The sequence below is a fragment of the Dactylosporangium salmoneum genome (assembly GCF_039532525.1).
GTDB classification, from domain to species: Bacteria; Actinomycetota; Actinomycetes; order Mycobacteriales; family Micromonosporaceae; genus Dactylosporangium; species Dactylosporangium salmoneum.
In genome coordinates, this window is record NZ_BAAARV010000067.1 from 41,223 (window position 1) to 68,011 (window position 26,789).

The 26,789-nt window shown below is 67.5% G+C and carries 29 protein-coding genes and 2 tRNA genes; 14 read left to right on the forward strand and 17 right to left on the reverse strand.

Annotation, left to right across the window (positions count from 1 at the left end):
- Positions 1-30: 30 nt before the first annotated feature.
- From gyrA to ABD352_RS34180, 5 genes are all read left to right on the forward strand, one after another.
- Positions 31-2,553 (forward strand): DNA gyrase subunit A, encoded by a 2,523-nt coding sequence (gene gyrA / locus ABD352_RS34160; protein WP_344616661.1) that lies wholly within the window; start codon positions 31-33, stop codon positions 2,551-2,553.
- Positions 2,554-2,556: 3 nt separating this feature from the next.
- A complete protein-coding gene (locus ABD352_RS34165) occupies positions 2,557-3,381 on the forward strand; it encodes a DUF3566 domain-containing protein (protein WP_344616662.1) in 825 nt (274 codons plus the stop codon).
- 128 nt (positions 3,382-3,509) lie between these two features.
- Positions 3,510-3,583: transfer RNA gene (locus ABD352_RS34170), tRNA-Ile, on the forward strand.
- Positions 3,584-3,958: 375 nt separating this feature from the next.
- Positions 3,959-4,087: a DLW-39 family protein gene (locus ABD352_RS34175; protein ID WP_344616663.1), complete on the forward strand. Its 129-nt coding sequence runs from the start codon at positions 3,959-3,961 to the stop codon at positions 4,085-4,087.
- Between the two features lie 53 nt (positions 4,088-4,140).
- A tRNA-Ala gene (locus ABD352_RS34180) sits at positions 4,141-4,213 on the forward strand.
- A gap of 66 nt (positions 4,214-4,279) precedes the next feature.
- Here ABD352_RS34180 and ABD352_RS34185 read toward each other — a convergent pair.
- The 11 genes from ABD352_RS34185 to ABD352_RS34235 all read right to left on the reverse strand — a co-directional run bounded on the left by ABD352_RS34185 (position 4,280) and on the right by ABD352_RS34235 (position 12,715).
- Positions 4,280-5,509, reverse strand: coding sequence for a site-specific integrase (locus tag ABD352_RS34185; RefSeq protein WP_344616664.1), 1,230 nt, complete (start codon positions 5,507-5,509; stop codon positions 4,280-4,282).
- A gap of 2 nt (positions 5,510-5,511) precedes the next feature.
- The gene (locus ABD352_RS34190; protein WP_344616665.1) at positions 5,512-5,673 is read right to left on the reverse strand and encodes a helix-turn-helix transcriptional regulator; all 162 of its coding nucleotides are present in this window, start codon (positions 5,671-5,673) and stop codon (positions 5,512-5,514) included.
- Between the two features lie 14 nt (positions 5,674-5,687).
- Positions 5,688-7,364, reverse strand: coding sequence for a replication initiator (locus ABD352_RS34195; protein ID WP_425553783.1), 1,677 nt, complete (start codon positions 7,362-7,364; stop codon positions 5,688-5,690).
- Positions 7,361-7,762 carry a hypothetical protein gene (locus tag ABD352_RS34200; protein WP_344616667.1) on the reverse strand — a complete coding sequence of 134 codons (402 nt, stop codon included), beginning with the start codon at positions 7,760-7,762 and terminating at the stop codon, positions 7,361-7,363. The genes ABD352_RS34195 and ABD352_RS34200 overlap by 4 nt, the downstream gene beginning before the upstream one ends.
- Positions 7,759-8,283: a DUF2637 domain-containing protein gene (locus ABD352_RS34205; RefSeq protein ID WP_344616668.1), complete on the reverse strand. Its 525-nt coding sequence runs from the start codon at positions 8,281-8,283 to the stop codon at positions 7,759-7,761. Before ABD352_RS34205 ends, ABD352_RS34200 begins: the two co-directional genes overlap by 4 nt.
- Before the next feature lie 178 nt (positions 8,284-8,461).
- Positions 8,462-8,710 (reverse strand): spread protein, encoded by a 249-nt coding sequence (locus ABD352_RS34210; RefSeq protein WP_344616669.1) that lies wholly within the window; start codon positions 8,708-8,710, stop codon positions 8,462-8,464.
- The gene (locus ABD352_RS34215; protein WP_344616670.1) at positions 8,707-10,305 is read right to left on the reverse strand and encodes an FtsK/SpoIIIE domain-containing protein; all 1,599 of its coding nucleotides are present in this window, start codon (positions 10,303-10,305) and stop codon (positions 8,707-8,709) included. Before ABD352_RS34215 ends, ABD352_RS34210 begins: the two co-directional genes overlap by 4 nt.
- A gap of 328 nt (positions 10,306-10,633) precedes the next feature.
- Positions 10,634-11,026, reverse strand: a complete 393-nt coding sequence (locus ABD352_RS34220) for a transcriptional regulator (protein WP_344616671.1) — start codon at positions 11,024-11,026, stop codon at positions 10,634-10,636.
- A gap of 135 nt (positions 11,027-11,161) precedes the next feature.
- Positions 11,162-11,890 (reverse strand): GntR family transcriptional regulator, encoded by a 729-nt coding sequence (locus ABD352_RS34225; RefSeq protein WP_344616672.1) that lies wholly within the window; start codon positions 11,888-11,890, stop codon positions 11,162-11,164.
- Between the two features lie 80 nt (positions 11,891-11,970).
- Entirely contained in the window at positions 11,971-12,354 is a 384-nt protein-coding gene (locus tag ABD352_RS34230; RefSeq protein ID WP_344616673.1) for a hypothetical protein, read from the reverse strand.
- Between the two features lie 100 nt (positions 12,355-12,454).
- Complete coding sequence (locus ABD352_RS34235) at positions 12,455-12,715, reverse strand: hypothetical protein (RefSeq protein WP_344616674.1); 261 nt, start codon at positions 12,713-12,715, stop codon at positions 12,455-12,457.
- 315 nt (positions 12,716-13,030) lie between these two features.
- Here ABD352_RS34235 and ABD352_RS34240 point away from each other — a divergent pair, with 315 nt between their 5' ends.
- The 6 genes from ABD352_RS34240 to ABD352_RS34265 all read left to right on the forward strand — a co-directional run bounded on the left by ABD352_RS34240 (position 13,031) and on the right by ABD352_RS34265 (position 19,976).
- Positions 13,031-14,257, forward strand: coding sequence for a helix-turn-helix domain-containing protein (locus ABD352_RS34240; protein WP_344616675.1), 1,227 nt, complete (start codon positions 13,031-13,033; stop codon positions 14,255-14,257).
- Between the two features lie 33 nt (positions 14,258-14,290).
- Positions 14,291-14,968, forward strand: coding sequence for a YdcF family protein (locus ABD352_RS34245; RefSeq protein WP_344616676.1), 678 nt, complete (start codon positions 14,291-14,293; stop codon positions 14,966-14,968).
- Positions 14,969-15,165: 197 nt separating this feature from the next.
- Positions 15,166-15,717 carry a RipA family octameric membrane protein gene (locus ABD352_RS34250; RefSeq protein ID WP_344616677.1) on the forward strand — a complete coding sequence of 184 codons (552 nt, stop codon included), beginning with the start codon at positions 15,166-15,168 and terminating at the stop codon, positions 15,715-15,717.
- A 48-nt stretch (positions 15,718-15,765) separates the two neighbouring features.
- Positions 15,766-18,120, forward strand: coding sequence for a P-loop ATPase, Sll1717 family (locus tag ABD352_RS34255; protein ID WP_344616678.1), 2,355 nt, complete (start codon positions 15,766-15,768; stop codon positions 18,118-18,120).
- 417 nt (positions 18,121-18,537) lie between these two features.
- Positions 18,538-18,798: a GNAT family N-acetyltransferase gene (locus ABD352_RS34260; protein ID WP_344616679.1), complete on the forward strand. Its 261-nt coding sequence runs from the start codon at positions 18,538-18,540 to the stop codon at positions 18,796-18,798.
- A gap of 935 nt (positions 18,799-19,733) precedes the next feature.
- Positions 19,734-19,976, forward strand: coding sequence for a DUF2188 domain-containing protein (locus tag ABD352_RS34265; RefSeq protein WP_344616680.1), 243 nt, complete (start codon positions 19,734-19,736; stop codon positions 19,974-19,976).
- A gap of 278 nt (positions 19,977-20,254) precedes the next feature.
- Here the strand turns inward: ABD352_RS34265 and ABD352_RS34270 are convergent, their stop codons facing one another.
- Entirely contained in the window at positions 20,255-20,452 is a 198-nt protein-coding gene (locus ABD352_RS34270) for a hypothetical protein (protein ID WP_344616681.1), read from the reverse strand.
- A gap of 226 nt (positions 20,453-20,678) precedes the next feature.
- Positions 20,679-21,215 carry a barstar family protein gene (locus ABD352_RS34275; RefSeq protein ID WP_344616682.1) on the reverse strand — a complete coding sequence of 179 codons (537 nt, stop codon included), beginning with the start codon at positions 21,213-21,215 and terminating at the stop codon, positions 20,679-20,681.
- Positions 21,216-21,313: 98 nt separating this feature from the next.
- Here ABD352_RS34275 and ABD352_RS34280 point away from each other — a divergent pair, with 98 nt between their 5' ends.
- Positions 21,314-21,739 carry a CBS domain-containing protein gene (locus ABD352_RS34280; RefSeq protein WP_344616683.1) on the forward strand — a complete coding sequence of 142 codons (426 nt, stop codon included), beginning with the start codon at positions 21,314-21,316 and terminating at the stop codon, positions 21,737-21,739.
- On the opposite strand, the gene ABD352_RS34285 is transcribed toward ABD352_RS34280, so the two are convergent.
- Entirely contained in the window at positions 21,729-22,298 is a 570-nt protein-coding gene (locus tag ABD352_RS34285; protein ID WP_344616684.1) for a GNAT family N-acetyltransferase, read from the reverse strand. The two genes, ABD352_RS34280 and ABD352_RS34285, sit on opposite strands and share 11 nt — an antisense overlap.
- Positions 22,299-22,321: 23 nt before the next feature.
- On the opposite strand from ABD352_RS34285, the gene ABD352_RS34290 reads away from it, so the two are divergent.
- A complete protein-coding gene (locus ABD352_RS34290; RefSeq protein ID WP_344616801.1) occupies positions 22,322-22,750 on the forward strand; it encodes a SufE family protein in 429 nt (142 codons plus the stop codon).
- Here the strand turns inward: ABD352_RS34290 and ABD352_RS34295 are convergent.
- The 3 genes from ABD352_RS34295 to ABD352_RS34305 form a co-directional block, all read right to left on the reverse strand.
- On the reverse strand, positions 22,700-23,227 hold the full coding sequence (locus ABD352_RS34295; RefSeq protein ID WP_425553761.1) for a YbaK/EbsC family protein: 528 nt from the start codon (positions 23,225-23,227) through the stop codon (positions 22,700-22,702). The genes ABD352_RS34290 and ABD352_RS34295 overlap by 51 nt on opposite strands.
- 2 nt (positions 23,228-23,229) lie before the next feature.
- The gene (locus ABD352_RS34300) at positions 23,230-24,954 is read right to left on the reverse strand and encodes a VWA domain-containing protein (RefSeq protein WP_344616685.1); all 1,725 of its coding nucleotides are present in this window, start codon (positions 24,952-24,954) and stop codon (positions 23,230-23,232) included.
- 130 nt (positions 24,955-25,084) lie between these two features.
- The gene (locus ABD352_RS34305) at positions 25,085-25,822 is read right to left on the reverse strand and encodes an arginase family protein (RefSeq protein ID WP_344616686.1); all 738 of its coding nucleotides are present in this window, start codon (positions 25,820-25,822) and stop codon (positions 25,085-25,087) included.
- Between the two features lie 143 nt (positions 25,823-25,965).
- On the opposite strand from ABD352_RS34305, the gene ABD352_RS34310 reads away from it, so the two are divergent.
- Entirely contained in the window at positions 25,966-26,736 is a 771-nt protein-coding gene (locus ABD352_RS34310; RefSeq protein ID WP_344616687.1) for an SGNH/GDSL hydrolase family protein, read from the forward strand.
- The last annotated feature ends 53 nt before the right edge of the window (positions 26,737-26,789 follow it).

Consider the following 26,789-nt stretch of genomic DNA (forward strand, 5'->3'; position numbering starts at 1 on the left):
TGCGGACACGAGATAAAGGGATAAAGAAGCGTGACGGAACCGAACTCCACCCCTCAGAACCCGGAAGAGACGCCGGCCGAGGGCGGGTCCGCGGTCGCCAGCCGGATCGAACCGGTCGGCATCGAAGTCGAGATGCAGCGCTCGTACCTCGACTACGCGATGAGCGTGATCGTGGGCCGGGCCCTTCCGGACGTGCGCGACGGCCTCAAGCCGGTGCACCGCAAGATCCTCTACGCGATGTTCGACGGCGGCTACCGCCCCGACCGCGGCTACGTGAAGTGCGCCCGCGTCGTCGGTGACGTGATGGGTAACTACCACCCGCACGGCGACGCCTCCATCTACGACGCGCTCGTGCGGATGGCGCAGAACTGGTCGCTGCGCTACCCCCTGATCGACGGCAACGGCAACTTCGGCTCGCCGGGCAACGACCCGGCCGCGGCCATGCGGTACACCGAGGCCCGCCTCGACCCGCTGGCCATGGAGATGCTGCGGGACATCGACGAGGAGACCGTCGACTTCGTCCCCAACTACGACGGCCGGGCCCAGGAGCCCACGATCCTGCCGTCGCGCATCCCCAACCTGCTCGTCAACGGCAGCACCGGCATCGCGGTCGGCATGGCGACCAACATCCCGCCGCACAACCTGCGCGAGATCGCCACGGCCGTGCAGTGGTGCCTCGACAACCCGGAGGCCGGCGAGGAGGAGACCCTCGACGAGCTGATCAAGATCGTCAAGGGGCCCGACTTCCCCACGAAGGGCCTCATCGTCGGCACGGCGGGCATCATCGACGCCTACCGGACCGGCCGCGGTTCGATCCGCATGCGGGCCGTGGTCGAGGTCGAAGAGGAAGCCCGCGGGCGCACCCAGCTGGTGGTCACCGAGCTGCCGTACGCGGTCAACCCCGACAACCTGGCCGAGCGCATCGCCGACCTGGTGAAGGAAGGCAAGCTCGCCGGCATCGCCGACATCCGCGAGGAGTCCTCCGGCCGTACCGGCATGCGCCTGGTGATCGTGCTCAAGCGCGACGCGGTCGCCAAGGTGGTGCTCAACAACCTCTACAAGCACACGCAGCTGCAGGAGACCTTCGGCGCCAACATGCTGGCGCTGGTCGACGGCGTGCCCCGCACGCTCAACCTGGCCCAGTTCGTGCGCTACTACGTCGCCCACCAGATCGACGTCATCGTCCGGCGCACCCGCTACCGGCTGCGCAAGGCCGAGGAGCGCGCGCACATCCTCCGCGGCCTGGTCAAGGCCCTCGACATGCTCGACGAGGTCATCGCCCTCATCCGCCGCTCCCCGAGCGCGGAAGAGTCGAAGGTCGGCCTCATGAACCTGCTCGAGATCGACGACATCCAGGCCACCGCGATCCTCGACATGCAGCTGCGCCGGCTGGCCGCCCTGGAGCGCCAGCGCATCTTCGACGAGCTGGCCAAGATCGAGATCGAGATCGCCGACTACAAGGACATCCTGGCCACGCCGGCCCGGCAGCGGCAGATCGTCTCCGAGGAGCTCGCCGAGATCGTCGCCCGCCGCGGCGACGAGCGCCGCACCCAGATCATCCCGTTCGACGGCGAGGTCTCCATGGAGGACCTCATCGTCCGGGAGGACGTTGTGGTGACGATCACGCGGACCGGCTACGCGAAGCGCACCAAGGTCGACCTGTACCGCTCGCAGAAGCGGGGCGGGAAGGGCGTCTCGGGTGCGACACTGAGGCAGGACGACATCGTCAGCCACTTCTTCGTGTGCTCCACGCACGACTGGATGTTGTTCTTCACGAATAAAGGTCGCGTGTACCGGGCAAAGGCTTACGAGCTGCCCGAAGCGAGCCGGGCGGCGAAGGGTCAGCACGTCGCCAACCTGCTGGCCTTCCAGCCCGACGAGCACATCGCGCAGGTGATCGAGATTCCGAATTATCAGGTCGCCCCGTATCTCGTCCTCGCGACGAAGGAGGGCCTGGTGAAGAAGACCAAACTGGAGGAGTTCGACTCCAACCGGTCTGGGGGCATCATCGGCATCAACCTGCGCGAGGACGACGAGCTGGTCGGCGCCGCGCTGCTCGGGCCGGAGGACGACCTGCTCCTGGTGAGCAAGCAGGCCCAGGCCATCCGCTTCACGGCCAGCGACGAGGCACTGCGGCCCATGGGCCGGGCCACGTCCGGCGTGATCGGGATGCGGTTCGCCGAAGGCGACGAACTGCTTGCCATGGAAGTGGTGCGCGAGGGTATGGACCTGGACGTTCTGGTGACCACCGATGGTGGTTTTGCCAAGCGAACGCCCATCGAGGAGTATCCGGTGCAAGGGCGCGGCGGCAAGGGCGTCCTCACCGCTAAAATCACGTCGCGGCGCGGTGGTCTCGTCGGCGCGGTGGTGATCAGCCCGGATGACGAGCTGTTCGCCATCACCTCGAATGGTGGCGTGATCCGGACTCCCGTGAAGCCTGTACGGCGTACGAGGGACCGGAACACAATGGGGGTCAAGCTAATGGACCTTCCGGAGGGTGTGACCATCGTCGCGATCGCCCGCAACGCCGATGAGCCCGACGAACAGGACTAGTTGATGACAGACACACAGGCGAAGTCGGGGACCGCCTCGGCAACCGATGAGGCCAAGCAGGCCGGGGAGGCTGCCATGACGGGATCTGATTCGGGGACGCCTGCCGCCGGCGGTGAGTTCGGCGCGGTCAACGGCGGCCTGCCGGGCGAGACCACGACCGGCGGCACGCCGAAGTTCATGCGCGCGCCGGGCATGGCGCCGCCCCCCGACTCGCTCACGGTGCCGATTCAGTCGCCTTCGGGCACCGGCGCCGCGTCGCCGCCCGTCTCGATCCCGGCCGGTGCCTCGTCGGCCACGGGCACGGCCAGCGTGTCCGCTATCGCCCGCGCCGCCGTCCGCACGCCGGCCGCCGCCGCAACGCAGGCCATCAACACGCCTGCCCCGGCGGTCAGCGGCTCGGCCCGCGTCACGGAGGCCGTGCGCGCGGCCCGCAAGACCGTCAGCTCGGCCGTGGGCCGCGGCCCGCGCCGGGCCCGGCTGCACCTCAAGCGGATCGACCCATGGTCCGTGATGAAGTTCGCCTTTGCCGTGAGCTTCGTCCTCTTCGTCGTCCTCATCGTCGCGACCTCGGTGCTCTACCTGGCCCTCGACGCGATGGACGTCTTCAAGAGCATCAACAAGCTCCTGGCCGACCTGGTCAACTCCACGGGCGGCTCGGGCGACAACACCTTCCGCATCACCGCGAAGGGCATCATCGGCGGCGCCGCCCTCGTCGGCGTCGTCAACGTGGTCCTCTTCACCGCGCTGGCCACCCTGGGCTCGTTCATCTACAACGTGTGCGCCGACCTGGTCGGCGGCATCGAACTGACCCTGGCCGAGAAGGACTGACCTGCCGCTTCGACCCCTCGGCGGGGCACGCGCCGCGCCGAGGGGTAACCGGTTTGAGGCAAGCGCACCGGGTACGGTAACCTTCTGTTCGCACCGCTGGAGCGCTTCAAACCGCGCCCGGTGTCCACGGGGCTATAGCTCAGTCGGTTAGAGCGCAGAGCTGATAACTCTGAGGTCGCTGGTTCGATTCCAGCTAGCCCCACGGACGAATGGCGCCCCCTGCTTAGCGCAGGGGGCGCTTTCGCGTTTTCGTCCGTCTTGCTTCGCTCGCTCCCCAATGGGGGAGCTTTGCTCCACCCATGCCCCCTCAAACTTGCAGCGTGGCCCTTGGCGGCACAGGCGCTTTGGCCCGCTCAAAACCGCACCGTGTCCGTATGGCGGCGCAGGGTTGTTCTGGGTGGGTGTTGGCTGCTTTCTGACAGCGGCATTCGGCGACCCCGGGCCTTTGCGAGGGACGCTCGGTGCTAAGCTCCGTGCGGCGGTTGAGGAGTTCTTCGTCACTGCCCGGGACAGGCGCTAACTACGGTAGCGCCGACGCCTTTCACGACGTCGCTGGTTCGACTCCAGCTAGCCCCACATGTGGAAAAAGGTGCTGCTGGTGGTCGCCGTCGTCGGGGCCGCCGCCTACGTTGCGAAGCGCGTGAAGTCCGCCAGCGAGGAGCGCGCCCTCTGGCACGAGGCGACCACCGCCCCGGATCTGCGATAGTCTCTACGGGCGTGCGCGGCTTCTGCTGAGGCCTCGCCGCCACCCCGACCGGCGGGGGCGTAGCTCAACTGGCAGAGCACCGCCTTTGCAAGGCGGGGGTTAGGGGTTCGAGTCCCCTCGTCTCCACTTCATCTGGCGTGTGACCTGCAGTTCCGGGTCCACCAAGATCGCCCGGTAAGCGACGGGTAAGTCTTACCGCAACTCTCCCGTCCGGCGTACGGCCTTCAGCGCCTCGCCGAAGATGCCGCGCGTCTTGATCCGCTTCGGCCACCATCCGACGTAGGTCTCCAGCGTCAGGCTCAACGACTTGTGCCGTAGCGCCCGCTGGACCTCCTGCGGCTCTGCCCCGTTCGTGATCAGGACGGTGGCGAAGAAGTGCCGTAGCGCGTGGAACCCGGCGTGCTCCGTGTTCGGCCAGCCGGCCGCCTCGCGCCACTTCCCCCACTCCCGCGACCAGATCCGATCGGTCAGCGGGTTGCCATGCCGCGAGGTGAACAGCAGCGGCGCCTTCCGCCGCACCAGCTCACCCGATGTGATGTCGGGCAGCTCGATCTCCACCGGCGGGAACTCCGCGACGTGCGCGGCGAAGTGCTCCGCCACCAGGCCGTCGAGCTCGACCGTCCCCGACGAGCCGGCCTTCGGCTTCGCCAGGTAGAAGCCTCTGTACTCCTTCGGCGAGTACCGCAACTGCTGCACCACGCGCAGCTCGCCGTCAGCGGGGTCGGCGCACCGCGGACCGTCCTCCATCCCCAGCGCCTCACCGATCCGCAGGCCCTGCCCGGCCCCGAGCCACCCGGCCAGCCGATACCGTGCCGGCATCGCGTCGAGCAGCCGCAGCACCTGCTCCGGCGTCGGCACCCACTTCGGCGTGATCGACAGCCCGTCGAGGATCTTCGCCAGCCGGATCCCGGCGCAGGGGTTGTCCTCGCGGGCCTTGTCCCGGACCATCGCGCCGAGGACCGCGTCCAACAGCTCGAAGTACAGCTTGATCACCGACTTCGGCAGGCCGTCCGCCCGCATCCGGCCGAGCCATTCCAGGATCTGGGTCTCGTTGATGGCCGCCGCCGGCGAGTTGCCGAACGCCGGAATGAGGTGGACCCGCAGGTTCGACGCCACCCGCTTGCGCGTCTCCAGCTGCCAGCCGACCTCCCGCGCCAGCCGCCACCGCTCCGCGTACTCCGCGAATGTCAGGCCTTTTGCCGAAGGAGCGACGCGCTTCGGCGCCTCCGGCAGTTCACCCTTGATCGCCTGGCGCTCCCACTCTTCCGCGTCGGCCTTGCGGTGGAACGCCTTGGTCTCCTCCACGCCGTCAGGGTGGACGTACACGGCCCGCCAGCGCTTTCCGCGCCCATGCCGCGCGGTCTTTACCTTCTCCTTGTTCGGCCCCGGCTTCGACGAGAACCACAGGTCGTAGATCGGCATGGTCAGGCCGCCTCCTGGTCGCGGAACCACGCCTGTACATCCGCCGGGTCGTACCGCAGGTGCCGGCCGACCTTCCGCGCCTTCGGCCCCTTCCGCCGCGAGCGCCACTGGTACAGCGTTCCCTTGGGCACCCGCAGCAGCGCCGCCACTTCGTCGATCGACAATGTCTGCTCCACCCTCAGCCCTTCACCCCGTTGTCGTCGGTTGCCGAAAGAACTGCCGTGCTGTCGTACTGCGCCGCGCGGTCCCGAGCAGCGTTGAGCGCGTTGCGCCACTGGATGCGCTGAGCCAGCGCGCGCAGCAGCCGGTGCCGCATCGGTGGCAGGTCCGGGTCGTTCGGTCGGGCGAGCTCCCACGCGACCGGCGCCGGCGACTCCGGATCGGCGGCGGTGTCGTTATCAGAGACGCCGAGCAGGGCCTTGACCCAGGCCCGGGCGTCGTAGCGGTGATCGGCCAGGGTCTTGCCCGACCAGTCGCGCGAGACGAGGATGCGCCGGCCGCCGATACCGAGCGTGGAGCGCTGATGCACTCGGCCCTTGCAGTTGCCCGGCCGCAGGCGAGCGTGAGCGTTCTTGGGCTGGATGCCGTACAGCAGCCAGTTCGCACACCGCTCCGAACACGGCGTGACGCGCAGCTCCCGCCAGAACCGCTCGAGGTGATCACGCTGCCGGTCGGTCGTCACGGCGTGGCAGTCGGCGGCGGACTTGGTGATGTACTTCGTGATGTAGCCGATGGCCCGCTCGGCGTTGCTGTCGTTGGCGTTGACGCCCTCGGCCCGCAGCTGAACACCGAACCGGATCACGTGCGCCGGCTCATCCTCAATCGCGTCCAGCGCCTCATCCCACGAGGCGAGCGGCGTGCCGGTGGCGCTGTCGCACCAGGTGTCGCCGTCCCAGACCGGCCGGCAGGTAGGCGCGTCGACCTTGGGCCACCAGACCTGGTGGTAGGTCGCCGCGGCCACCTCCCGCAGGACCGCGCGGGGGATGGTGCCGCGGATGGCGAAGTGGGCGTGCGGGGCGAGGCGGCGTTGCGGCTCGACGCACCCGGCGTACTGGACGTTCCAGCCGACGCAGCGGCGCAGGTTCTGCCAGAACCGGTCGAGCAGCCGGGGGAACGCGATCGCATCCCACGCCGCCCGCCGGTAGTCGTAGGTGCTGGGGTCGACCGGGGAGCCGTCCGGCCGTACGGGTCCGTACGAGTCGAGGGTGACCGTGAGCCACATCGAGGGTCGGTATTCGGCGCCGTCGGGAGCGGTGTAGACCCGCCCGACCGTGCGCGGGTCGACCTTCTGGCGGGGCAGGGCGGGTGCGTCCTGGCGGCGTTTGGTGGAGCGCTGCCGCTTCGGCTCGACCGGCTTGTCATGCGTCGGCGCCACGGTGCCGCGCAGCCCTTCGGCCGCGATCGCCTCCTCCACCTCGCGGATTGCCTCATCGACCTCCCCGACCTGGTCCCATGTGGAGGAGCGGACGGCTTGGTCGCGGGCATGTTCGAGGTGGGCGCGGAGGCCGATCAGCGCCCGCTGTCCCTCGGTGGCCGGCTCGGGTGCGGGGGCGGGTTCGTCGGTGCGGTGCCAGCCCTCCCGGATCTGGACCTTCCGCAGCCGGCGAGCCCGCTTCGCGCACGGCGGGCACTTGTCCTCACGGGTCGCCCCGCACGGCACGTCGATGATTTCGGTCTTGCCGGTGTCGAGGTCGGTGCGGCGCAGCCCGACCGGGCGCAGGCACACTCCGTACTCGGCGGCCATGTCCTTGACCACGTCTGCGGCGAGGGGGATGAGCATCCGGGCGGCGCGTGAGCCCGGCCGGGGCGCCGCCTGTTCGTCCGGTTCGAGGCCCGGGAGCGCGGTGATGGTCAACGGCGCCCACATCCCCCGCAGTGCAGCCCGCCGCAGCTGTCCCGCCGGCCAGCACCGGCCATGAGCCCGGCGACGACGAGGACCAGGGCGCCGGTGCCGGCGATGACCAGCCAGTGCGAGGTCAGCCATTCCACGAGCAGCCAAAGCCCCCAGCCGACCCCGCCGACGACACCGAGGCCGGCGACGATGACGGCGACCTGTGCCGCGCGGCGCCGGCCGTTGCGCTGCTGGACGGGCTCGAGGAGGGTGACGTCGATGGCGTAGCGGCCGTCAGCGAGCAGCCGGGGGCGGCCGTAGCGGACGAGGTGTCCCCGGGCTTCTGCGGCCTGCAGGACATTGGCGATCCGGTCGGCCGGGCCGGTGATGAAGTGGTCGACGGGTTGCAGTTCGCGGGTCATCGCACGACTCCTGACGGGATCGCGCCCACGACGTGGAGGCTCGGGCGCGGTTCGGGCTGCGGCTCAGGAAGCAGTTCGGGCAGAAGTTCCGGCGCCGGTTCGATCTCGGCGGTGCGGGCCGGTCGGGGGTGGGCGGCGAGGAGCGCGGCGGCGGCCATGACCATGAGCCCGTCGACGGCGAGGGGGCCGAGGGTGGCGGTGAGCGGGTCTTCGCCGTAGTGGCGGAAGAGACCGGACAGGTGCCGGTAGGACACAACGGCCGCGACGAGGGCGACGGGCAGCAGGCCGGCGAACCGGGCCAGTCGCCACCACCAGCCCGCCGGCCACACGGTCCGGACGAGGATCTCGACCGCGATGAACACCGCGACCGGCCAGAACATCGCCGACAGCACCGCCCCGACGTCCGGGCGCCAGCTGGCCGGGGCACCGGTGGGCGGGATGTAGCAGTGGGCGACGTTCGCGGCGAGGGACCCGAAACCGCCGAGCGCGGTGCCGAGGTAGGCCCAGCCGCGGCCGGTCATGACGACCACCCGAACCCGTCGCGGTCCTCGGCGATCGTGCGAGCGTGCCGACGCCGGGCAGCACCGATGATGCCGGCCTGGTCGATGTGGACGCCGGGACAGCGCGGGCAGGTCATGTCGGGGAACCGGTGTGCCAGGTCCAGGCAGGGACGGCGGTGAACACGCACAGCAGACCTCCTCATCGGCTCTTGGGGTTGATCGGGACGCGGATCCAGTCCGGTGGGGCACCGGTGGAGGCGACGGCTTCGGACAGGCAACGCCACAGAGCCCATGCCTCCGCCGGGGTGAGGTACATCCGCCGGCGGCCGCCGCCGACTGCGAGGTACAGGTCTGCGCCCTCCGTGACCCGGACCGTGACGGCCGTCGAGCCCTCGGTGTGGTGTGGCGCGCGGAGGCGGTAGAACCGGCGGTCGTCCTCGTCGTTCACGCGGGCTCACCGCCATCCAGCAGCCCGGCCAGGCTCTCCGGGAGCAGCGGCCCCGCGGACTGTCGCCCGGGCCGGTAGGTGCGCTTGTCCCGCTGCTTCGGCGCGCCCGCCGGAGACGCCTGCACGGGGGCGGCGAACTCGACGGCCATCTCGCGGATCTCGTCGTCGGGCAGGTAGGAGAACCGCACCCGCAGCGGTTCGGGCCGGTCGTCGAGCACGACGTAGCCGATGCCGCGCATGCTCGGATCGGCCGAGAGCTGGTCGGCCAGGGCGCCACGGTTCCGGGCGCCGTCGCCGAGGATGAGGTCGACGTGGTTGCGTTCGTTGACGCGCAACGCGATCCGCGCGGGGAAGAAGTCCCGCAGCTCGACCACTTCCTTGCGCGGGTCTTGCGTCGCCCCGATCACCAGGAAACCCAGCCCCGCGCCCTGGGTCAGGAGCAGCGCAAGCGCTGAGCGGGCGCGGTTGCGCAACTCCGTGTCCTGCAGCAGCGCCACCAGGGCGAGGAGTTCGTCGACGACGAGCACGTACAACGGCTCGGCGAGCGTGGGCGTGTGGACCCGGACCGCGCCCTGCATACGGGCCTGCCGCTCGCGCATCAACGCCACGAGGTCTTCCAGCATCGCCACCATCGGGGCCGGGTCCGTGTACTCGTAGCGGGAGAACAACTCTCGGCCGATGGACAGCTCGACCCCGCCCTTGGGATCGATCCCCCACAGCCGGACCAGACCCGACCGGATGCCAAAGGCCAAGGCCCGCACCAGCGACCATTGCACCGAGCCCTTGCCCGCCCGGGTCGCGCCGACGATGAGCACGTGCGTAGCGAGGAGCCGCAGGGCGAACACCCGCAGGTCCTCACCGAGAGCGATCGGCAGGCGCTCGAAGTCCGGCTCGAACGGGACGGGGAACGACGGCACGACCGACCGCAGCGGATCCCGGCGAGGGAACACCAGCCACACCAGCCGAGGACGGTCCCGGAACCGCACCCGATCCACGACGCGCAGCAGCCGGGCCAACCGGCCGGTCCGCGCCGGCGGCGAGGTGCGGTGGCCGATGTAGACGCGGCACTGGCGGGCGTTGAACGAGTGCGCCAGATTGGCCGACGCCTGGTGGTACAGGTCCGGGTTCTGCCCGCGCGGCATCCGCACCAGCAGCTCATCCGCCGCCGGGGTACACCGCACAGCCAGCAGCCGCGGCATGATCCGCGTGCCGTCGAAGCGTTCACTCAGCCCGCACAGGTCGAGGGCTTCACGCCAGTGCAGCCGGTAGACGGTGAGACGGCGCCACCAGGCCAGCAGCGGCAGCAGGACGAGACGCTGGAACGGCCAGGGCCAGCGCCACCACCACAACACGCCCACGCCGGCCACGGCGAGCAGGACCAGGACCATCACGAGCAGGCCGTGGCGGTACCACAACCACAGCCCACCGCCCGTAACGGCCAGCGAGCACCAGTTCCGGCAAGCGACCGGCACCAGCCGCAACAACGCCCGGACGGCCTTGAAGACCAGGTACGGTCCGACTACCCAGATGACCAGCCACCAGGGCAGCGGGACAGACAGCCGCCGGAAGTTGACCAGCGGAGCGTTGTTCTTCACTTCGACCCTCCCCAGGGATAGCCCGGGTTCACCGGGCAGCCGTTGCGAGTGGCGCGAACCGGCCGCGGGCATCGCGGCGGAACGCGAGCAGCTGCAACGGCATGCCGGTGAACCAGCGGGTGAACCGCCCGGACGCATCCCGCGCCACGGGCATCAGCAGGAGCAGCTGACCGGCGCACACACGCCGCCGGCCGCGCTGGATCGAAGGCCCGGAGTTGGGCATGATGAAGCCCGCCTTCCTTGCCTCAACAGGGAATGGGAAGGAACGGGGCGGTCTGTATGCCGTAGGAAGCCGGACCGCCCCGGACCCACATCGATCAACCGGCGGCTACTTCGCCGCCCGGCCCGCAGCGACCGGCGCGCGAAACCCCGTCGCCCGCAGTGAGTACATGAGACGACCGGTCGGCCCGACGTACGGCGTGACCGTCATCCCCTCGAACTCCACCGGCGCGAACGGCGTAGACGACTCCGGAACCGGCTGGACCGGCGCCGAGATCTTCACCGCGATCTCCCGCGACCGGCCGGCGAGGTCCGGGTCCATGTCCATGACCCGCACCTGCCACACCCGCTGACCGGTGAGCTTGTCCACCGCGGGCGTCCGCGTCCGCGTGGCCTCGTTGTAGTCCTGCGCCTCCGCGATCGAGTCCGGCACGAGCACGCATCCGGCCGGAAAGACGTCCTCGAACCGCACGCTGAACCTGGTTCCACCCTTCAGTGCCACCGCAGTCCTCCCAGCCTCGATCACCCAATCAGATGACCAGTTGACTTGTTAAGTGACTCAATTGTAGCGCCGGAACCTAACTTGTTAAGTGGTCGACCTTGCCCAATCTGAGATTGAGCAAGGTCGCTGGACGGTCTAAGTAATCGGGAAGGAGTCCTCGAACTCATGCCGCGCCGGCGGTACCGCGACGTCCAGCGCGAACGCCGGAAGCCCTTCCCTGGTATGGACCGAGAACAGCGCGGTCAGCACCCACTCACCTGGGTCGACGTCGAGCAGTTCAAGCTCCTCGTCGGTCGCTGGCCGAGCTGAGATCCGTTCCGTGGCATGCCCGAACTGCAAGCCCTTCGCCTTGGCCAGGTGCTGCAGCAGACCCTCTTGCAACGGCGCCGACGACCGAACCGACGTTCCTTCGGCGAGATCGACCGGCACGTACACCGAGCCGAGCTCCACCGGCCCCAGGCCGTCGACACTGACCAGCCGACGTCGCACGACGACCGGTGCACCCTCGCGGATGTCCAGCGCGGAGGCCACCCGTGACGGCGCCGGTACTTCGCCGACGTCGATGATTCGTACGCGACCCTCGGCCTCGTCGGTCAGCAGCGCGGCCGCGCGTGCGGGCATCGCGCGGACGTTGACAGGCTTCGACCGGACGAACCGGCCCTTGCCCTGCTGAGTGTCGATCCACCCGTCCTGACGAAGGATCTCCAGCGAGCGGACGACCGTCGGGCGTGAGGTGTCGAACTCCGCCATCAGGGCGGTCTCGCTGGGCAGCATCGAGCCGGACGGGTACGTCCCATCCTCGATACGCGCCTGCAAGGCGTTCACGATCACTATGTACTTGGGTGGCGCGTACTCGATCGGCATCGAGACCACCGTTCACGAAGACGACAACATAGCTTGTCAAGAGCTTATCTGTGTGAGTGCGCTGTGTCGATCGGGCGCCATCACGCAGCCTCGTCCCGCTGGCGGATCGCCTCGACGTGCCGACGCCACACGACCTCCAGCGAGGCGTCGTAGTCGGCCCCGCGATAGTCGCCATCGTCCGGCGCCATGTGCTCGACATCCTCGACGTACTCCGCCGCGAACGCCACGATCGCCAGCCCGGGATCCCCGGGGTACCGCCGGCGCTGATTGGGCTTGAGTGCCCTCCACCGACGGGCCACCTCGCGCACGAGCGCACGCCGATCCTGCGTGTCATCGAGCCGATTTCCCTGGAGTCGTACTGCCCTGCCGTGTTCGAGCTGCACACAACGCCCGATCAGTGGCAGCAGCGCGAGCGCCACTTCCAGTTGCAGCTCTGCGTCTTCGTGTTCGTCCTGCCCAGCCATGTCACGCGACCCCCTCATGCACTGACTCCGCGACCGATCGGCGCGGAATGGGAAGATAGGTCGCGGTCCCTTGGTGCTACCGACATCAAGGGGCCGCCCATCAGCCGTTCTGCTGCTGCTTCGCCTTCGCCATCGCGGCCCGCAGCGTCGCCGCGTACATCAGCGCGGCATCGCCGAGCCGCTCCGCCGCCCGGATCGCCAAGTCCCACGCACCATCGACGGCAACGAACTCGATGACCACCGTCGAGTCGACGTCCCTGAGCACCAGGACCGGCTCGTCGTTGTCGTCGGCCGCCTCCCAGATCCGCAGTGTGCCGACGTCCAGATCGACATCGGCTTGTGGCGCGCGCAGCACATGCATGCATTCCTCCTTCACTGATGGGGGTGTTCGGCGTTCGTCCCGCCGCGGCAATCCGTGCAGGCCCGGACCTCGAAAGCCGCACGCTGTTCGTGGTCGCGGAGGCGCCCGAGCCGAGTGACCACCTTCCACCCGCGGCCCTGACACGAGCTGCATCCAGATGGTTTGCGACGGCTCACCGGCCACCGCCGAGGCACGCCAACTGCTCGATCAGAACCAGAGCACCCCGAAACATAGATAAAGCGTCTACCCGAACCAGGCATTCACCCCGGAAAATGATTCCGGGGTCAACACGGAGGGCGGTGCGACGCTTACGACATGCGTGGGATGACGAACAACCTGACGATCGGCGAACGCGTCGCGTGGTACCGCCGCCGGCGCGGCATGTCGCAAGAAGTGCTCGCCGGCCGGGTCGACCGGACCGTGGACTGGCTGAGCAAGGTGGAGAACAACCGGATCGACCTCGACCGGCTGTCCGTCATCAAATCCCTCGCCGACGTGCTGGACGTCGCCCTCGCCGACCTGGTCGCCGAACCGTCCCTCATGCAGTGGACCAGCGACAGCGGCATGCGCACCGTGCCCGCCCTACGCGCCGCCCTCATGGACTACCGCCGCGTCACACCGTTCGGCGCGAGTGGGTCCGGGGTCGAGCCGCCGTCGATTGCCGACCTGCAGCACGAGCTGTCGACGCTCTGGGAGGCGTACCAGGCCGCGCGCTTCGGCTACGTCACCGGACGCCTGCCGAGCCTGCTCGCCCACGCCGAGGCGGCCGTCGACGTCTACACCGGATCGCAGCTTGACGCGGCGCGGCGAGTGCTGGGCCTGGCATACCAGCTCGCCGCCGTGCAGCTGACGAAGATCGGTGAGGCCGACCTCGCGTGGATCGCCGCCGACCGAGGACTCAGCGCCGCCCGGGCCGCCGGCGACATCGTCGTCATCGGCACGCTCCTACGGTCAGTCACCCACGCCCTGCAGGCGACCGGCCGGTACCGCGAGGCGGTCCAACTCACCAACGACGCCGCCAACTACCTCGAACCGAACATGCGCGAGGCCACGCCCGAGATGCTGTCGGTGTACGGGACGCTGTTCCTCGCCGGCTCGATTGCCGCTGCCCGCGCCAACGACGCCATCACGACCCGTTCATTCCTCCAGGCCGCCGACGAGGCAGCGACGCGACTCGGCCAGGACGCCAACCACCTGTGGACCGCATTCGGCCCGACCAACGTCGCCATCCACCGCGTCGCCACCGCGGCCGAACTCGGCGACGTCCAAGTAGCCGTAGACCTCGGCCCACGCGTCGACACCGCCGGCCTGCCGATGGAACGCCGAGTACGCCACGCCCTTGAAGTCGCCCGCGCCTACAGCACCTGGAACCGAGGCGACGACGCTCTGGCAACCCTGCTCGACGCCGAGAAGATGGCACCGGAGCAGGTCCGCTACCACGTCATGAGCCGCCAACTCGTCCTGGCCTGGGTGCGGCAGAACAAGAGCCGGCCGTCCTCCACCCTGGTCGACCTCGCCCGACGCCTCGACGTCATGGACTGAGCGACCACGGCTCCCACCGCTTAGTGTGTGAACGTGACGCATGCCGACGAGAGCACCGCAGCGACCACAATCCCAGAAGAACACCGCGCGGACGTCGAGACATTGTGGGAGTACCACAACATGCACCACGAACTCCGCCCCTGCGACGTAGGCATCGGCCTCGGCAGCCACGACCTGGGCGTGGCCATCATCGCCACCGACCTCTACCACCGCGGCATGTACCCGCTCCTGGTCTTCACTGGCGCCAACGCGCCCACCACGATCGAACGCTTCCCGCGCGGCGAGGCAGTCCACTACGCCGAATACGCCACTGAGCACGGCGTGCCGACTCACGCGGTGCTGGTCGAGTCCCAAGCGACGAACACCCAGGAGAACTTCGAGCTGACCCACAAGCTCCTCGACGGACGCGGAATCGCGGTGCGATCTGCGATCGTGATGTCTCGGCCCTACCAACAGCGTCGCGCCTACGCAACGGCCAAGAAGCTGTGGCCCCAAGTTGACATTATCTGCGCATCGAACCCGCTCGACGTTGACTCGTACGTGTGCAGCATTGGTGACGTCAATAAGGTCATCAGCATGCTCGTCGGCGATACACAGCGCATCCACGTGTACGCAGAGCGCGGCTTCGCCATCTCGCAGGAAATTCCCGTCGATGTCGTTGCAGCATATGAGCGGCTAAAGCAAAGTGGTTACACCAGCCGCCTCCTCTGAGGACGGGTAACTTAGCCAGTACATTCTCAGCTCTTGGCTCCCTCGTGTCGGAACTTCGAGCGATCCCCCGGAAACTCCCGTCCATTCAGGTGAAGCCGATAGCCGAACGGACACCTCCGCGGGACCTACCGCCGAGGTTTGCCTCCGCCCCCATCCAGCGCTAGGCCGCAGACAGAGGCGTGCGTCATACTGGCTCGGTGGCCGTGTTGAGACGTACCCGCTCCTACTTCTTCCGCAAGCAGGTGGAAATAGCAGACATCAGACAAAGTCTGTGGTCGAAAGTTGGAGAGGCCGAATACGGATCTGGGGAAAAGTATCAAGCTGCGATACTGGACCAATACAAGACCTACGTCGAGATGGCCGATCGCCTGAGTGCCCGAAGGGGTGCAGCAAATACGTTATTCCTCGCTATAAATACGGCTGCAATATCCCTTGCCACAGTTTACGCTAAGGCGTTGGCGCCCAGTCGCGCCTATTTGTTGACTCCCGTGCTAATGCTTGTAATTCAATGCGGCGTGTGGTTTTGGGTACTGCGATCCTATCGCCAGCTTAGTTCCGCGAAGCATCGGGTTATCGGTGCCCTTGAGGAGCGACTGCCAGCATCGCCGTATTGGCGTGCCGAATGGGATGCGCTTGGCAGAGGGAAAGACCCTGCGCTCTACTGGCCTGTAGCGAGCCTAGAACAATGGGTTCCTGCAGTATATGCCGCTGCATATGTTGCCTCCTACATCACGATAATTTTGGCCTAGACATTAGCGTGAAGCCTGCACGGCACGGCTAATGCGGAGAGGTGCACCATGGAGCAGCTATTCTTTGGCTACAGCATGGATCCCCCGCTGCTAAGCGAGGCCATGCGTAACACCGCTGTCGAACTCGGCAGGAATCGACAGGTAGCCCATGCGGTGACATGGGAAGACCTAGTGGTAGATGGCCGGCTTATCGTAAACGAGGTCGAGGCCGCCATCGACAGATGTACGTTAGGCATTTTCGAGCTATCTACGCTAAGCCACAACGTCCTATTCGAAGTCGGGTTGGCGATCGGTAAGCGTAAGCGTGTAGCCATCTTGCTTGATTCTCAGGACGCTCAGGCAACGCGTAATTTGCGGGATTTCGCGCTTCTAACAACAACAGGCTTGACCTCGTACCGAAATTCCTCGGACCTCGTAACGAGCATACTCGAAATTCTGAAGAGCCCAACTGTTCCACTGTGGGAGGACCTGACTGGTGGGATCGAGTTGCCCACTCCGGACCCGTCGAAGCTCTTCTACATACCCAGCTTCAAAGAAGACGAGGCGAGTCAAAAACTATCTCGACTCCTCCACTCATATGGAAACTTTGACGTCCTGACGGCCGACTTCGACGAATATGGCGGCTCTCCTCTCGCATGGTTCGTAGAAGAAATATACACGTCATCCGTCGCAATATTCCACTTGACGCCAGAACGTGCTTATCTATCTGACACTGCTAACAACCGCGCATCATTGCTGGCTGGAATCGCACGTGGGATCGGCCGCGAGGTACTAATCATCGTCGAAAATTCGGCGAAAACGGCGATTGACTACCGTGATCTAGCCCTGAAATACAGGTATGCCGGCGAGCTGGAGAGGCAGGCAGGCTCCTGGGTGGACAACATTCGTCGACCCCCGCAACGCGTCAGGCGCCCAAGAAAGCACTTGAATGTCGAACTTGCCGCCCTACGGTTTGGAAACCATGTCGCTGAGAGTGACCAGGAAGGTCTTGATCATTATTTTGTGGAGACGCGCGACTATCGCGATGTCGTAGACGCCGCCGCAACCGTCTTTACTGGAAAAAAAGGTACTGGAAAGACCGCAAACATGTTGCAAGCGGCAGAGACGCTCCGCGCAGACGCGCGCAACCTCGTTTGTGTCGTAAAGCCCGCTAGTTACGAATTGGAGGCGCTTCTAGAGGTTCTGCGACGAGTCGAGTCGAGACACCTTGGCGACTACGTCATCGAGGGCTTGTGGAAGTATCTGTTGTACACGGAAGTGTCTGCTCGCGGTATTGAAGAGGCCGAGAAGCGGCCCGCTGGGATCTTGAGAGGGTCCCCTATCGACGCGCTGCGAGAATGCATGGAAGAGCAGCACGGCGGAGCGGATACAAGCTTCTCGGTCAGACTGGAGCGACTCGTCAAGTCGCTCGAAGGAGTCTTGACCAAAGGCGTCGATGAGCACGACGTTGAGTCATCCCGACAAAGAGTTAACACCGCCCTGTACGGCAGCACATTAAAGGGTCTCAGATCGGCGATTGGCGTTGCTCTGGCAGATCGGCAACGGATCGCCGTCCTGGTAGATAACCTTGACAAAGCGTGGCACAAAGGCGCTGACCTGGAACTACTTTCGCGCCTCCTGTTGGGGCTTCTGACGGTGATAGGCCGCATCGTCGATGAATTCAAGAAAGAAAGCTCGCGGAAAACGCCTGTGAACGTCACTTTGACCGTTTTTCTGAGGAGTGACATTTTTGCGTTCGTCCGTACTCACGCGCGCGAGCCCGACAAGATCGCCACCGTCGAGATTGAGTGGCGTGATCGAGACCTGCTGGCGCGAGTGCTGGAGGAGCGCTTCCTAGCTTCGTGGCAAACAAGCACAAACTCAAATGGACTATGGGAAACTGCGTTTACGGCCACCGTTAAAGGGTTGCCAACCCGGGATTACATGCTGTCGAGGGTCCAGCCTCGACCGCGTGACCTGGTGTTCTTTGCTAATAGTGCCGTTCTTCGCGCAAGCAACGCCAAGCATGACCATGTGACAGAATCCGATATCCTGCTAGCGGAAAATGCATATAGCACCTTTGCGTTCGAGGCGCTGCTTGTCGAGGGCGTGGCAGCCCAGGTCGACCTGGAGCCGATATTGATTGAGTTCGCCGGCGAAGGCTCGGTGCTAACCGAAAATCGCCTCGCCACTCTCCTCAGGGGCATCAGGCAGAAGAGCAGTGAGGCCGAGATTGTTCGAGTCCTCAGGCGTTTGGGTTTTCTGGGTATCGAGATCGGCGAGATGTCTTTTGACTTCGGAGGTTCAGAGGGTGAAATGCGTCGAGCTGATGTGTTAGCGAAGAAGCTGGGGAAGGCGCGTCGGAAACCGGCTCGATATCAGATCCATCCGGCCTATCGGCCCTATCTAGAGATCAGTGAATAATAGATAGGACGGCAGGGGTCGCGTTCCCTGTCGAGGCGCGTTTCCTGTCGAGTCCAACCTGATTCTTGACGTTTCCGTCCCACTTGACGCTTGACGTTCAGGCCTAGACTTTCTCCGCTACGACATCTGACCAGCGGTCGGGCTGCTAGCCAACGGGACTCCGGTGCGCTGACAGCCGCTGGCCAGCCGGGGCGATTTCTTCATCAGCAGGGAAGTCTCGATGCAGGTGACCGTGCGGAAGGCGACACTGGACGACGCTGCCGCGCTAGCCGGCCTTCGCTGGCGATTGACGTCCGAATACAGGGAGTACACCGAGCTCGACCGCGATGCCTTCGTAGATTCCTTCGTCGCTCGGGTCAGCGAGCACCTATCCACCCCCTGCCCTTCATCGCCGAGGTCGACGATGAACTGGTCGGAGTGGCCTGGCTGATGATCGCTGAGCGGGTGCCCGGCCCCGGTCAGCCATGCCGCCGTTGCGGCGACGTCCAATCGGCGTACGTCGTGTCCGAGCTGCGCGGCAGCGGCATCGGCGCGGCGCTCCTGGACTCCGTGCTGGCCCAAGCGGGAAAGCTGGCGCTGGAACACGTAACCGTCCACTCCAATGACCTGGCAGCACCGCTCTACCTGCGATCAGGCTTCCAGCATGACCAGCGCTGGCTTCGCTGGGAACCGGAGTGACAGCCGCCCCTGACGCCCACCACACGATCATGTCGAGCATCAGCTGGGACGCGTGTCAAGCATGTGCCGGGACCGGACATCGAGACGCGTTCCCCTTCTGCCGAATTTGGCTGTACTAGATCAAGGCGCCTACGGCGCAGCCTGCACGTGGTCAGCCGACTCGACGTGCGAGCGGCACCAGCGCTTCGCGCTGGCGCCGTAACCCCGCCCGGCCGGAAGCCCCCGCACAGGCCGCGCCGAGTGTTCTTGAAAGAGCCGGTCAGCTTGCCGCCTTCGATGGTTCCGCAGCTTTTGGACCTCGGTCCGTCGTGGCGCTGACCGCATGCTCCCGCGGACACCGGTCGCTTCGCTCCCTGCCGGACCCGTGTGTAGTTCCGCTCTTGCCTCCGGCGGGGCCTCCAGCCGGGGGCCTCAGGGTTCCGGGGGCGCCTCTCCGCGGCCCCGTCGTCCGGGCAAGCCAACGGGCCGGCGGCGGGGGCCGCCAAGCGTGGTCACGGACGTCGCGGTCCGTACTCACGAGGGCAGCCCCCGCCGCCGGCCCGTTCCCCGATGGGTGGACGACGGGTACACGGAGGGGCTGAAGCGGCGCTGTACAGACATGAGCCGACATCACGTTTAGTAGTTATCCACAGGCTGGCGGGAGGATCTGTGGACAAACGTGTGTACGAAGGACCCCAATCTGTGGGGTGGCTGTGCACCAAGAGACACAACCTGTGGATAACTACATGGTTGGCATACGGCCCTTAGCTTCCGTTACTCTAAGCACTGAGCAAGGAGAGACCCCGGTCGAAGATGGACCTAGGGTCGACACTTCGGCCGGGGTCTCCAGCGTTGGCCACGCAGACGGCGACCCTACACCGACCCGGGACTGCCGGGCAGGTGCCTCCACCACATGAGGACCGAACAGTGTCCAGCTCGGAGTGGAGGTGATTGGCATGGCGCGAGATGAACGGCACGTCGTCCGTAACCCGAACGGTGGGTGGGACATCGTGGCTCCTGATGCGCAGCGGCGCAGCGGCCATGCGGACACGCAGGCCGCCGCGATCGACCGAGCGCGCGAGATTTTGGGCAACCGGAATGGCGGAGAGATCGTGATCCATGGTCGGGATGGCAACATCCGGGACTCGGACACGGTGCCTCCGGGCAATGACCCGAACCCGCCCCGCGACCGCAAGTAGGCGGTAGCTGTATGAGGGCCGTGGCTGCCTTGATTGTGATGCGGCCACGGCCCTTCCGGCTCCCCGGATCGAGTGCTGTCGAACACCAGGGTCGACTGTCGGGCGACGTATGCCAAGATCAGCCGGTAAGAATCCGGTAAGTCTGAGGTTGGCGAGCGCTGTCAAACGATCACAACCGATGGCAATGCTCGCCCAGTTCAGAGGCATGATCCGTCCGATTCGGGAGATCTCCCGACGGGCCTGCGCGTTAGGGGTTCGAGTCCCCTCGTCTCCACTTTTCAAGGCACCCGACCTGCGGTGATGGGCCGCGGCGTCGACCAGCGCCGCCCCGATAACGCAGTGCTGCCGAACGCACCGTCCGATGCCGTGGCTCTCCCGGGCGTGATGTCGAGCAGTTCGAGCTCTGCCGGCGGAAACTCGGCGATGTGGGCCCGGACCTGCTCGGCGACGACCGTGTCCGGGTCGCCCTTCTCCACCCCGATCACCTTCGCCGGCCGCAAACCCGCGCCGGCTTTCGCCATACCGGCGCCCGCCACCGCGCCGGATGACGTCGAACAGCCGCAGTGCCTGGTTGGACTGTCCGCTCACGCAGCGCTCGATGTCCTGAGGCTTGAGCCGTTGCTGTTTCCCGCTGAGTTCGCGTCACCGCATGCGGATCCTCGTCAATAGCGCCAATGACCACGCTCATCGCCCGCCGAGGGATCAGACGGCGCGGCGGTTGGCATTGAGCCACTCGGCGTCGTTCCAGTTCACGGGCGTCGCGCCGACCGGTTCGAAGGTGATGTTCGGGTCGTTGCTCTGTACCAGGCACATGAGTCGCCGGCCGATGAGGGCGGCGCTGCGCGAGTGCTCGGCAAGGATGTCGAGGACGATCTGAGCCGCGCGAGGGCAACGTGTGGCGAACGTGTCATAGGCGGTGAAGACGACGGCGAGGCCGGTGGTGGCCGGCGTCCAGCCGTACTGCTGGCCGACGACGTCGCGCATGCAGTCGTTGAGTGCGTCGAGGTTGTGACCGTAGTAGTCGGGAAAGCCGAGCGCGGCGGCGACGGCCCGGTGCATGTCCCCTTCGGTCGACCAGTCGGCCGCGTCCAGGGTGATGACCTGGTAACCGTGCTCGGTGAGCCAGACCGTGGTCTCGGCCAGCAGGCGCCGGCGCCAGAACAGGGTCACCGCAGTGTTGGCGAGCAGGCGGTACGCGACGTCACCGTTGAGGTTCGAGTCGGGGTCGAAGGCCGCCATGACCGAAGAGCGTAGCCGTGGTCGCGCCCGCTGCATGATCGTTAAGCGATCGGCACGGTGGGTAACAGATGCGCATCGAATGGCGGGAGGTCAAGTCAATGGCGATGCAGACAGTCCGGGACGTGATGACCACGAACGTGGTGTACCTGCCCAGCGAGACCACCCTGGCCGAGGCCGCGAGGACGATGCGCGAGCAGGACATCGGCGACGTGGTGGTGGCCGACGGGCCCGAGCTCTCCGGGCTGGTCACCGACCGTGACATCGTCGTGCGGGCAGTGGCCGAGCGGTGCGACCCTGCGGCCACGACGATCGGCGAGATCCTCAGCAAGAACCTCGTGACCGTACGTCCCGAGGACTCCATCCACTCCGCCGCGCTGCTCATGCGCGATCAGGCAGTCCGGCGGGTCCTGGTCTGCGACGACAGCAACGGCCTGGTCGGCATCGTCTCGATCGGCGACCTGGCCGAGGAGATCGACCCCGACTCGGTGCTGGGCGGGATCAGCAAGGCCGAACCTAACAACTGACCACGGCGTGCAGATGCATGTCGTGCCAGCCGTCGGGGTGCAGCAGCGCGCTTCGCTGTACCCCTTCGGCGGCATATCCCGCCCGCGTGGCGACCCGGCACGAGGCCGTGTTGACCATCGAGTGCCGCAGTTCGAGCCGGTGCAGGCCCAGCGATCCCAGCGCCCACGTGGTCAGCGCCGACAGCGCCCGCGCGGCGATGCGCCGGCCGCGACATGCGGGCAGCACCCAGTACGAAATCTCGGCGAATCCGGCCGGGAGGGAGATCGTGCGCAGGCCGATCTGGCCCACGACCTCATCGTCGGGAGAGGTCACGGCCCAACCGGCGCCGGACTCGGTCCGCCAGCGGCCGGGCCACGCCGCCAGCCAGTCCGCCGCCTCCGACTCGTCCATGGTCCGGCAGTGCCACTGCTGGATGGCGGGATCGGCGTAAGCGGCGACGACCGCCGGAAGATCCGCGGATCGCCACGGGCGCAGCGTCAGTCCGTCGGCGGCCAGGGTGGGCTGGGGCGATCCGGTCAGCGTCCCTGCGCTCACGACATCCGCAACGAGGTACGCCACGGCGGTACGTTAACACTGTGGAGATGCCAGAGAAGCTCGCGGTGATCGTCGACGAGTTCGCGTCGGCACCGCGGGATGTGGTGCTGGAAATGCTGCTCGAGTACTCGGAGGCGGTGCGGCCGCTCCCGCCGGAGCTCGAGGGGCATGCCGGCATGGAGCAAGTGCCCGAGTGCCAGACGCCGTTCTTCCTGAAGGCCGACGTGACCCCGCAGGGCACGGTGGAGCTGTTCTTCGACTGCCCGCCGGAGGCCCCGACGACACGCGCGTTCGCCGGCATCCTGGCCGAGGGGCTCGAGGGCGCGACGCCCGAGCAGGTCCTGGGCGTGCCGGCCGACCTTTACCAGCGCATGGGTCTCGCGCAGGCGATCAGCCCGCTCCGGGTGAGGGGCGGGACGGCGATCCTACAGCGACTCAAGCGCCAGGTTCTCGATCACGGTGGCGCCGGGCAGTGACGCGATCAGCGTGCCGGGCAGCACGATCTTGCTGCCCCGGATGCCGCTGCCGATGACCGCGGAGGACACGGCGAGGACGCGCGAGTCGACGTACACCGGCCAGTCGGACGGCAGCCCGATGGGGGTGATTCCGCCGTACTGCATCCCGGAGATCCCGACGGCGTCGTCCATCGGCGCGAAGCTGGCCTTGCGGGTGCCGAGGAGCCGCCGGACGGCGCCGTTCACGTCGGCCCGGGTGGTGGCCAGCACGACGCAGGCGGCGTAGACCCCGGCCGGCTTGCCCACGACAATCACGCAGTTCGCGGACTGTTCGAGCGTCACGTCGTACGCCTCGCAGAACGCGGCGGTGTCGGCGAGGTCGGGATCGATGGGCGCGACCTGGATCGCGTCGGCGTCGGGCAGCTTCGACAGGGCTTCGACGACCGGCGCGGCGAGCAGTTCGGGCTTCGACAGCGCGGGAGAGAGATCGAGGCGCAACGTCAGCGCCCGTCGTCCAGCGCGAGCGCCTTCGTGAAGATCTCGCCGATCTTCGAGGGGTCGGGCGCGACGAAGACCGCGCCGCCCGTGGCGTCGACGACCTTCTGCATCTCCGCCTGGTTCACCTCGGAGCCGACGCCGATGATGATGATCTGCACCGGTTGGTCCTTGTTCTCGGCCTTCTTCAGGGCGGCGACCAGCTCGTCGAGCGACAGCCCGACCGGGTCATTGTTCCGCCCGCCGGTGACCACTACCACCGAGTTGCCGCGGCCGGGGTCCCAGCCCTGCTGGACCGTCTGGTACGCCGCGAGGATCGTATCGTAGAGCCCGCTGCCGCCCTTGGGATTGGGCTTGAGCCCGCCGATCGCGCCGCGCAGCTGGTCGCGCTGCGAGGTCAGCGGGCCGATCGGGACGAGCTGCTGGTAGTCGAGGCCGCCCGGCATGCCGGTGGAGAAGGCCCACAGCCCGACGGCCCACGAGTCCGGGAACAGGTCCAGGCCGCCCTGCGCGGCCTGGACTGCGACCTGCTCCTTGGTGAGCCCGCCGGCGCTCGGCACCGGCGTCTTCATCGTCGCGGACACGTCGATGACGGCGAGCATCCGCGACGGCTGCGTGATCTCGACCCACATCTGCAGGGCCTTGGAGATCACCGCGGCATCCGGCACCGGTGTGACCTGGCCGCCGACCGGGGCGCTGGGGCTCAGCGTCATCCCCGTGCCGACCGAGCCGTCGTTGGCCCGCAGCTGGTGCTGGGCCAGCACGTCGCGGAACGGCGCACCGGAGAGCACCGCGCGGAACTGCTCGGCGGCCGCGGCCCGGTTGGGCGAGAGCCGAGGCATGGCCGCGAAGGGGAAGTCCAGCGCGATGGGGGCGGGGTCGGGGTACACGGCGATGAGCGGCACCGCCGGGCCGGCCGCGTTGTAGGTGTGCAGCGCCTGCTCCGACAGCGGCGCCAGGGTCACCGCGGTGGAGAGCGTCTTCGGGTCGGCGTCGCGGGGGAACCGCCCGACGAGGCCGGTCTGCTGCTCCGACTTGCCCGCCATCAGCGACTTCACGGCGCCGACGGTCAGCGAGTCGCCGCTGGGCCCGAACTGGTCGCGCACCGAGGCCATGGCCACGAGCGTCGACACGCCGACCGAGTCGCGGTTGGGGTCGACGATGCCCGGCTGGATCCGGGTGTCGCCGACGATCTGCTCCAGGACCTGCTTCCAGGTCACCTTGGTCTCGATCCAGCCAAGCGCCTTCGCCGTCGGCTCCGGCACGGCCAGCACGATCGGGCTGCGGGCCAGTGACGGCGCGGCCAGCGGGACCAGGTCCTCGCGGGCGGCCCGCATCCGCTGCAGCCACATGGACGAGTCGGGAATCCAGATCTGGGGCACCTGTGTCTTGCCGTCGGCCTGGCCGAGCCCGGGCACCGTGGCGCCGCCCTCGCCGGCCACGGCGGCCGCGACCTCCGCCGATCCGACTGCGGTCACGTCGACCGCGACGCACTCGTTGTCGACCCGCGGCTCGGTTTTGATCCACCGGGCCGCGGCGTCCTTGATCACCGGCGCGATCTCCGGGCTGGCGGCGACGGCGAGGCGCACCGTCCCCGAGCAGCCGGAAGTCGACATGACCTGATATCCGCCGTAGACGCCACCGATGGCGAGGAGGGGAAGGATCATGCCGGCCGCGAGGGCGACGAACCCGTTGCTACGCAGGTCTGTCGCCCGATGCCGTCCTCTCACGGGTACCAATATTCCCTAGTTAAGCGATTCGTGGGTCCCGCGTTCGGCCATTTGGTACGCGCTATGCCAGGGGTTCGGTACACTGCGCAATTCATTGATCACGCAGAGTCGGAAACCCTGAGGGTTTCCTTTAGAGCCCCTTAGTAAGGGCGGTGATCAAACCGCGCCGCTGTGCGTTGCCGCCGTCTGGGCGCCATGTGCACGCGACGTCCATCGCCACGACCCGGCCGGTGGCGATCAGCCGGTCGACCGCCGCCACGACCGCCGGGCCGGTGGGCCCGCCGTTGACCGGGAACAGTACCCCCGGCACCTCGCGAGGATCCACGACGTCGAGGTCCACGTGCACCAGCAGTGGGCCTTCGGGGATTTCCAGAGCTTCGATGTCGTACCGCATGAGCCTCGCCCCGGCAAGGTATTCGACCTCGGCCGGGTCGAGATCCCGCGCGTCCACCAGCACCGCGCGCTCCTCCGGCACCGGCCGCAGCCCGAGCCGGTCGGCGATGAGATCGGGGCGGTGCCCGACCAGCAGGCGCAAGGGCATGCCGCCGATGTACCCCGACGTCGTCGTCTCCGGCGACTGCACATCGCCGTGCGCGTCGAACCACACCACCGACGGGTTCACGCCGGCCCGCTGCAGGCCGGCCACAGTGCCGAGCGACACGGTGCAGTCGCCGGACACGACCACGGGCCGATCGCCCGCCGCCACCCGCGCGGCCACCCGATCCGCGACCCGGTCGTAGAGGACGGCCAGCCGGGCCCAGATGTCGCCCTCGGGCAGGTCGGCGGTGACCTCGTCGCCGGGCGGAGCCAGCAGGTCGGCCTCGAGCCCGTACAGGCGTTCGTCCAGGTGGTACGGCACGAAGATCATGCATCGACTTTAGCCAGGCTTTGCCGGGTGAGATTCGTCACTAGGGGGCCGGCGGTGTGGTCTGAGCCAAAGTCGCTTTCACGGCCCTGAGTCGGCTGCGAGGATGCCGAACGGGGGATGGAACGACCGGGGGGAGCACTGACGTGGAACGCTGGGGAAGCTTTGTGGCCGTGGGCGACAGCTTCACCGAGGGCCTCGACGACCGCCGCCCGGACGGGCGCGGCTACCGCGGCTGGGCCGACCTGGTGGCCGGCGCGCTGGCCTGCGGCGAGCCGGACTTCCGCTACGCCAACCTGGCCGTGCGCGGCCGCCTCTTCGACAACATCGTCGCCGAGCAGGTGCCCCTGGCCGTCGCGATGAAGCCGGACCTGGTCAGCTTCGCCGGCGGCGGCAACGACGCCCTGCGCCGCTCCTTCGAGCCGCAGGTGGTGGCCGACCGCTTCGACCGCACGATCGGGAAGCTGCGCGCCACCGGCGCCGACGTCGTGCTCTTCTGCTGGGTCGACATGACCGGCCGGATGCCGGGCGGCAAGATGCTGCGTACCCGGGTCGAGCAGTTCAACGGCGCCATCGCGGCGGTCGGCGCGAAGCACGGCGCCCACGTGGTGAGCCTGTGGGACGACCCGGAGTTCGCCAACCCGCGGCTGTGGGCCCCCGATCGCCTGCACCTGTCCGCGGCCGGCCACCGCCGTGTCGCCGGCCAGGTGCTGAGCGCGCTCGGCGTGACCTGCGACCCGGACTGGCTGGCCGCCCCGGCCCCGCCGGAGGAGCTGTCCTGGATGTCGCGCAAGGCGGCCGACGCCAGGTGGGCGACCCAGCACCTGGCGCCGTGGGTGAAACGTCGGCTGACCGGCCGCTCGTCCGGCGACATGGTCACCGCCAAGCGCCCGGAGCTCGCCCCCCTCACCGACTAGCCGCCCAGGCCCTGCCCTGTCGCTCATACCGGCCTGCGACGGGCCCAGATTCC

Bases quoted from the DNA above. Each gene is read 5' to 3' on its own strand.
- ABD352_RS34165 (WP_344616662.1), top strand. From the start codon at position 2,557: ATGACAGACACACAGGCGAAGTCGGGGACCGCCTCGGCAACCGATGAG.
- ABD352_RS34175 (WP_344616663.1), top strand. From the start codon at position 3,959: ATGTGGAAAAAGGTGCTGCTGGTGGTCGCCGTCGTCGGGGCCGCCGCC.
- ABD352_RS34185 (WP_344616664.1), bottom strand. From the start codon at position 5,509: ATGCCGATCTACGACCTGTGGTTCTCGTCGAAGCCGGGGCCGAACAAG.
- ABD352_RS34200 (WP_344616667.1), bottom strand. From the start codon at position 7,762: ATGACCCGCGAACTGCAACCCGTCGACCACTTCATCACCGGCCCGGCC.
- ABD352_RS34205 (WP_344616668.1), bottom strand. From the start codon at position 8,283: ATGACCGGCCGCGGCTGGGCCTACCTCGGCACCGCGCTCGGCGGTTTC.
- ABD352_RS34225 (WP_344616672.1), bottom strand. From the start codon at position 11,890: ATGCCGATCGAGTACGCGCCACCCAAGTACATAGTGATCGTGAACGCC.
- ABD352_RS34230 (WP_344616673.1), bottom strand. From the start codon at position 12,354: ATGGCTGGGCAGGACGAACACGAAGACGCAGAGCTGCAACTGGAAGTG.
- ABD352_RS34235 (WP_344616674.1), bottom strand. From the start codon at position 12,715: ATGCATGTGCTGCGCGCGCCACAAGCCGATGTCGATCTGGACGTCGGC.
- ABD352_RS34240 (WP_344616675.1), top strand. From the start codon at position 13,031: ATGCGTGGGATGACGAACAACCTGACGATCGGCGAACGCGTCGCGTGG.
- ABD352_RS34255 (WP_344616678.1), top strand. From the start codon at position 15,766: ATGGAGCAGCTATTCTTTGGCTACAGCATGGATCCCCCGCTGCTAAGC.
- ABD352_RS34265 (WP_344616680.1), top strand. From the start codon at position 19,734: ATGGCGCGAGATGAACGGCACGTCGTCCGTAACCCGAACGGTGGGTGG.
- ABD352_RS34275 (WP_344616682.1), bottom strand. From the start codon at position 21,215: ATGGCGGCCTTCGACCCCGACTCGAACCTCAACGGTGACGTCGCGTAC.
- ABD352_RS34280 (WP_344616683.1), top strand. From the start codon at position 21,314: ATGGCGATGCAGACAGTCCGGGACGTGATGACCACGAACGTGGTGTAC.
- ABD352_RS34290 (WP_344616801.1), top strand. From the start codon at position 22,322: ATGCCAGAGAAGCTCGCGGTGATCGTCGACGAGTTCGCGTCGGCACCG.
- ABD352_RS34305 (WP_344616686.1), bottom strand. From the start codon at position 25,822: ATGATCTTCGTGCCGTACCACCTGGACGAACGCCTGTACGGGCTCGAG.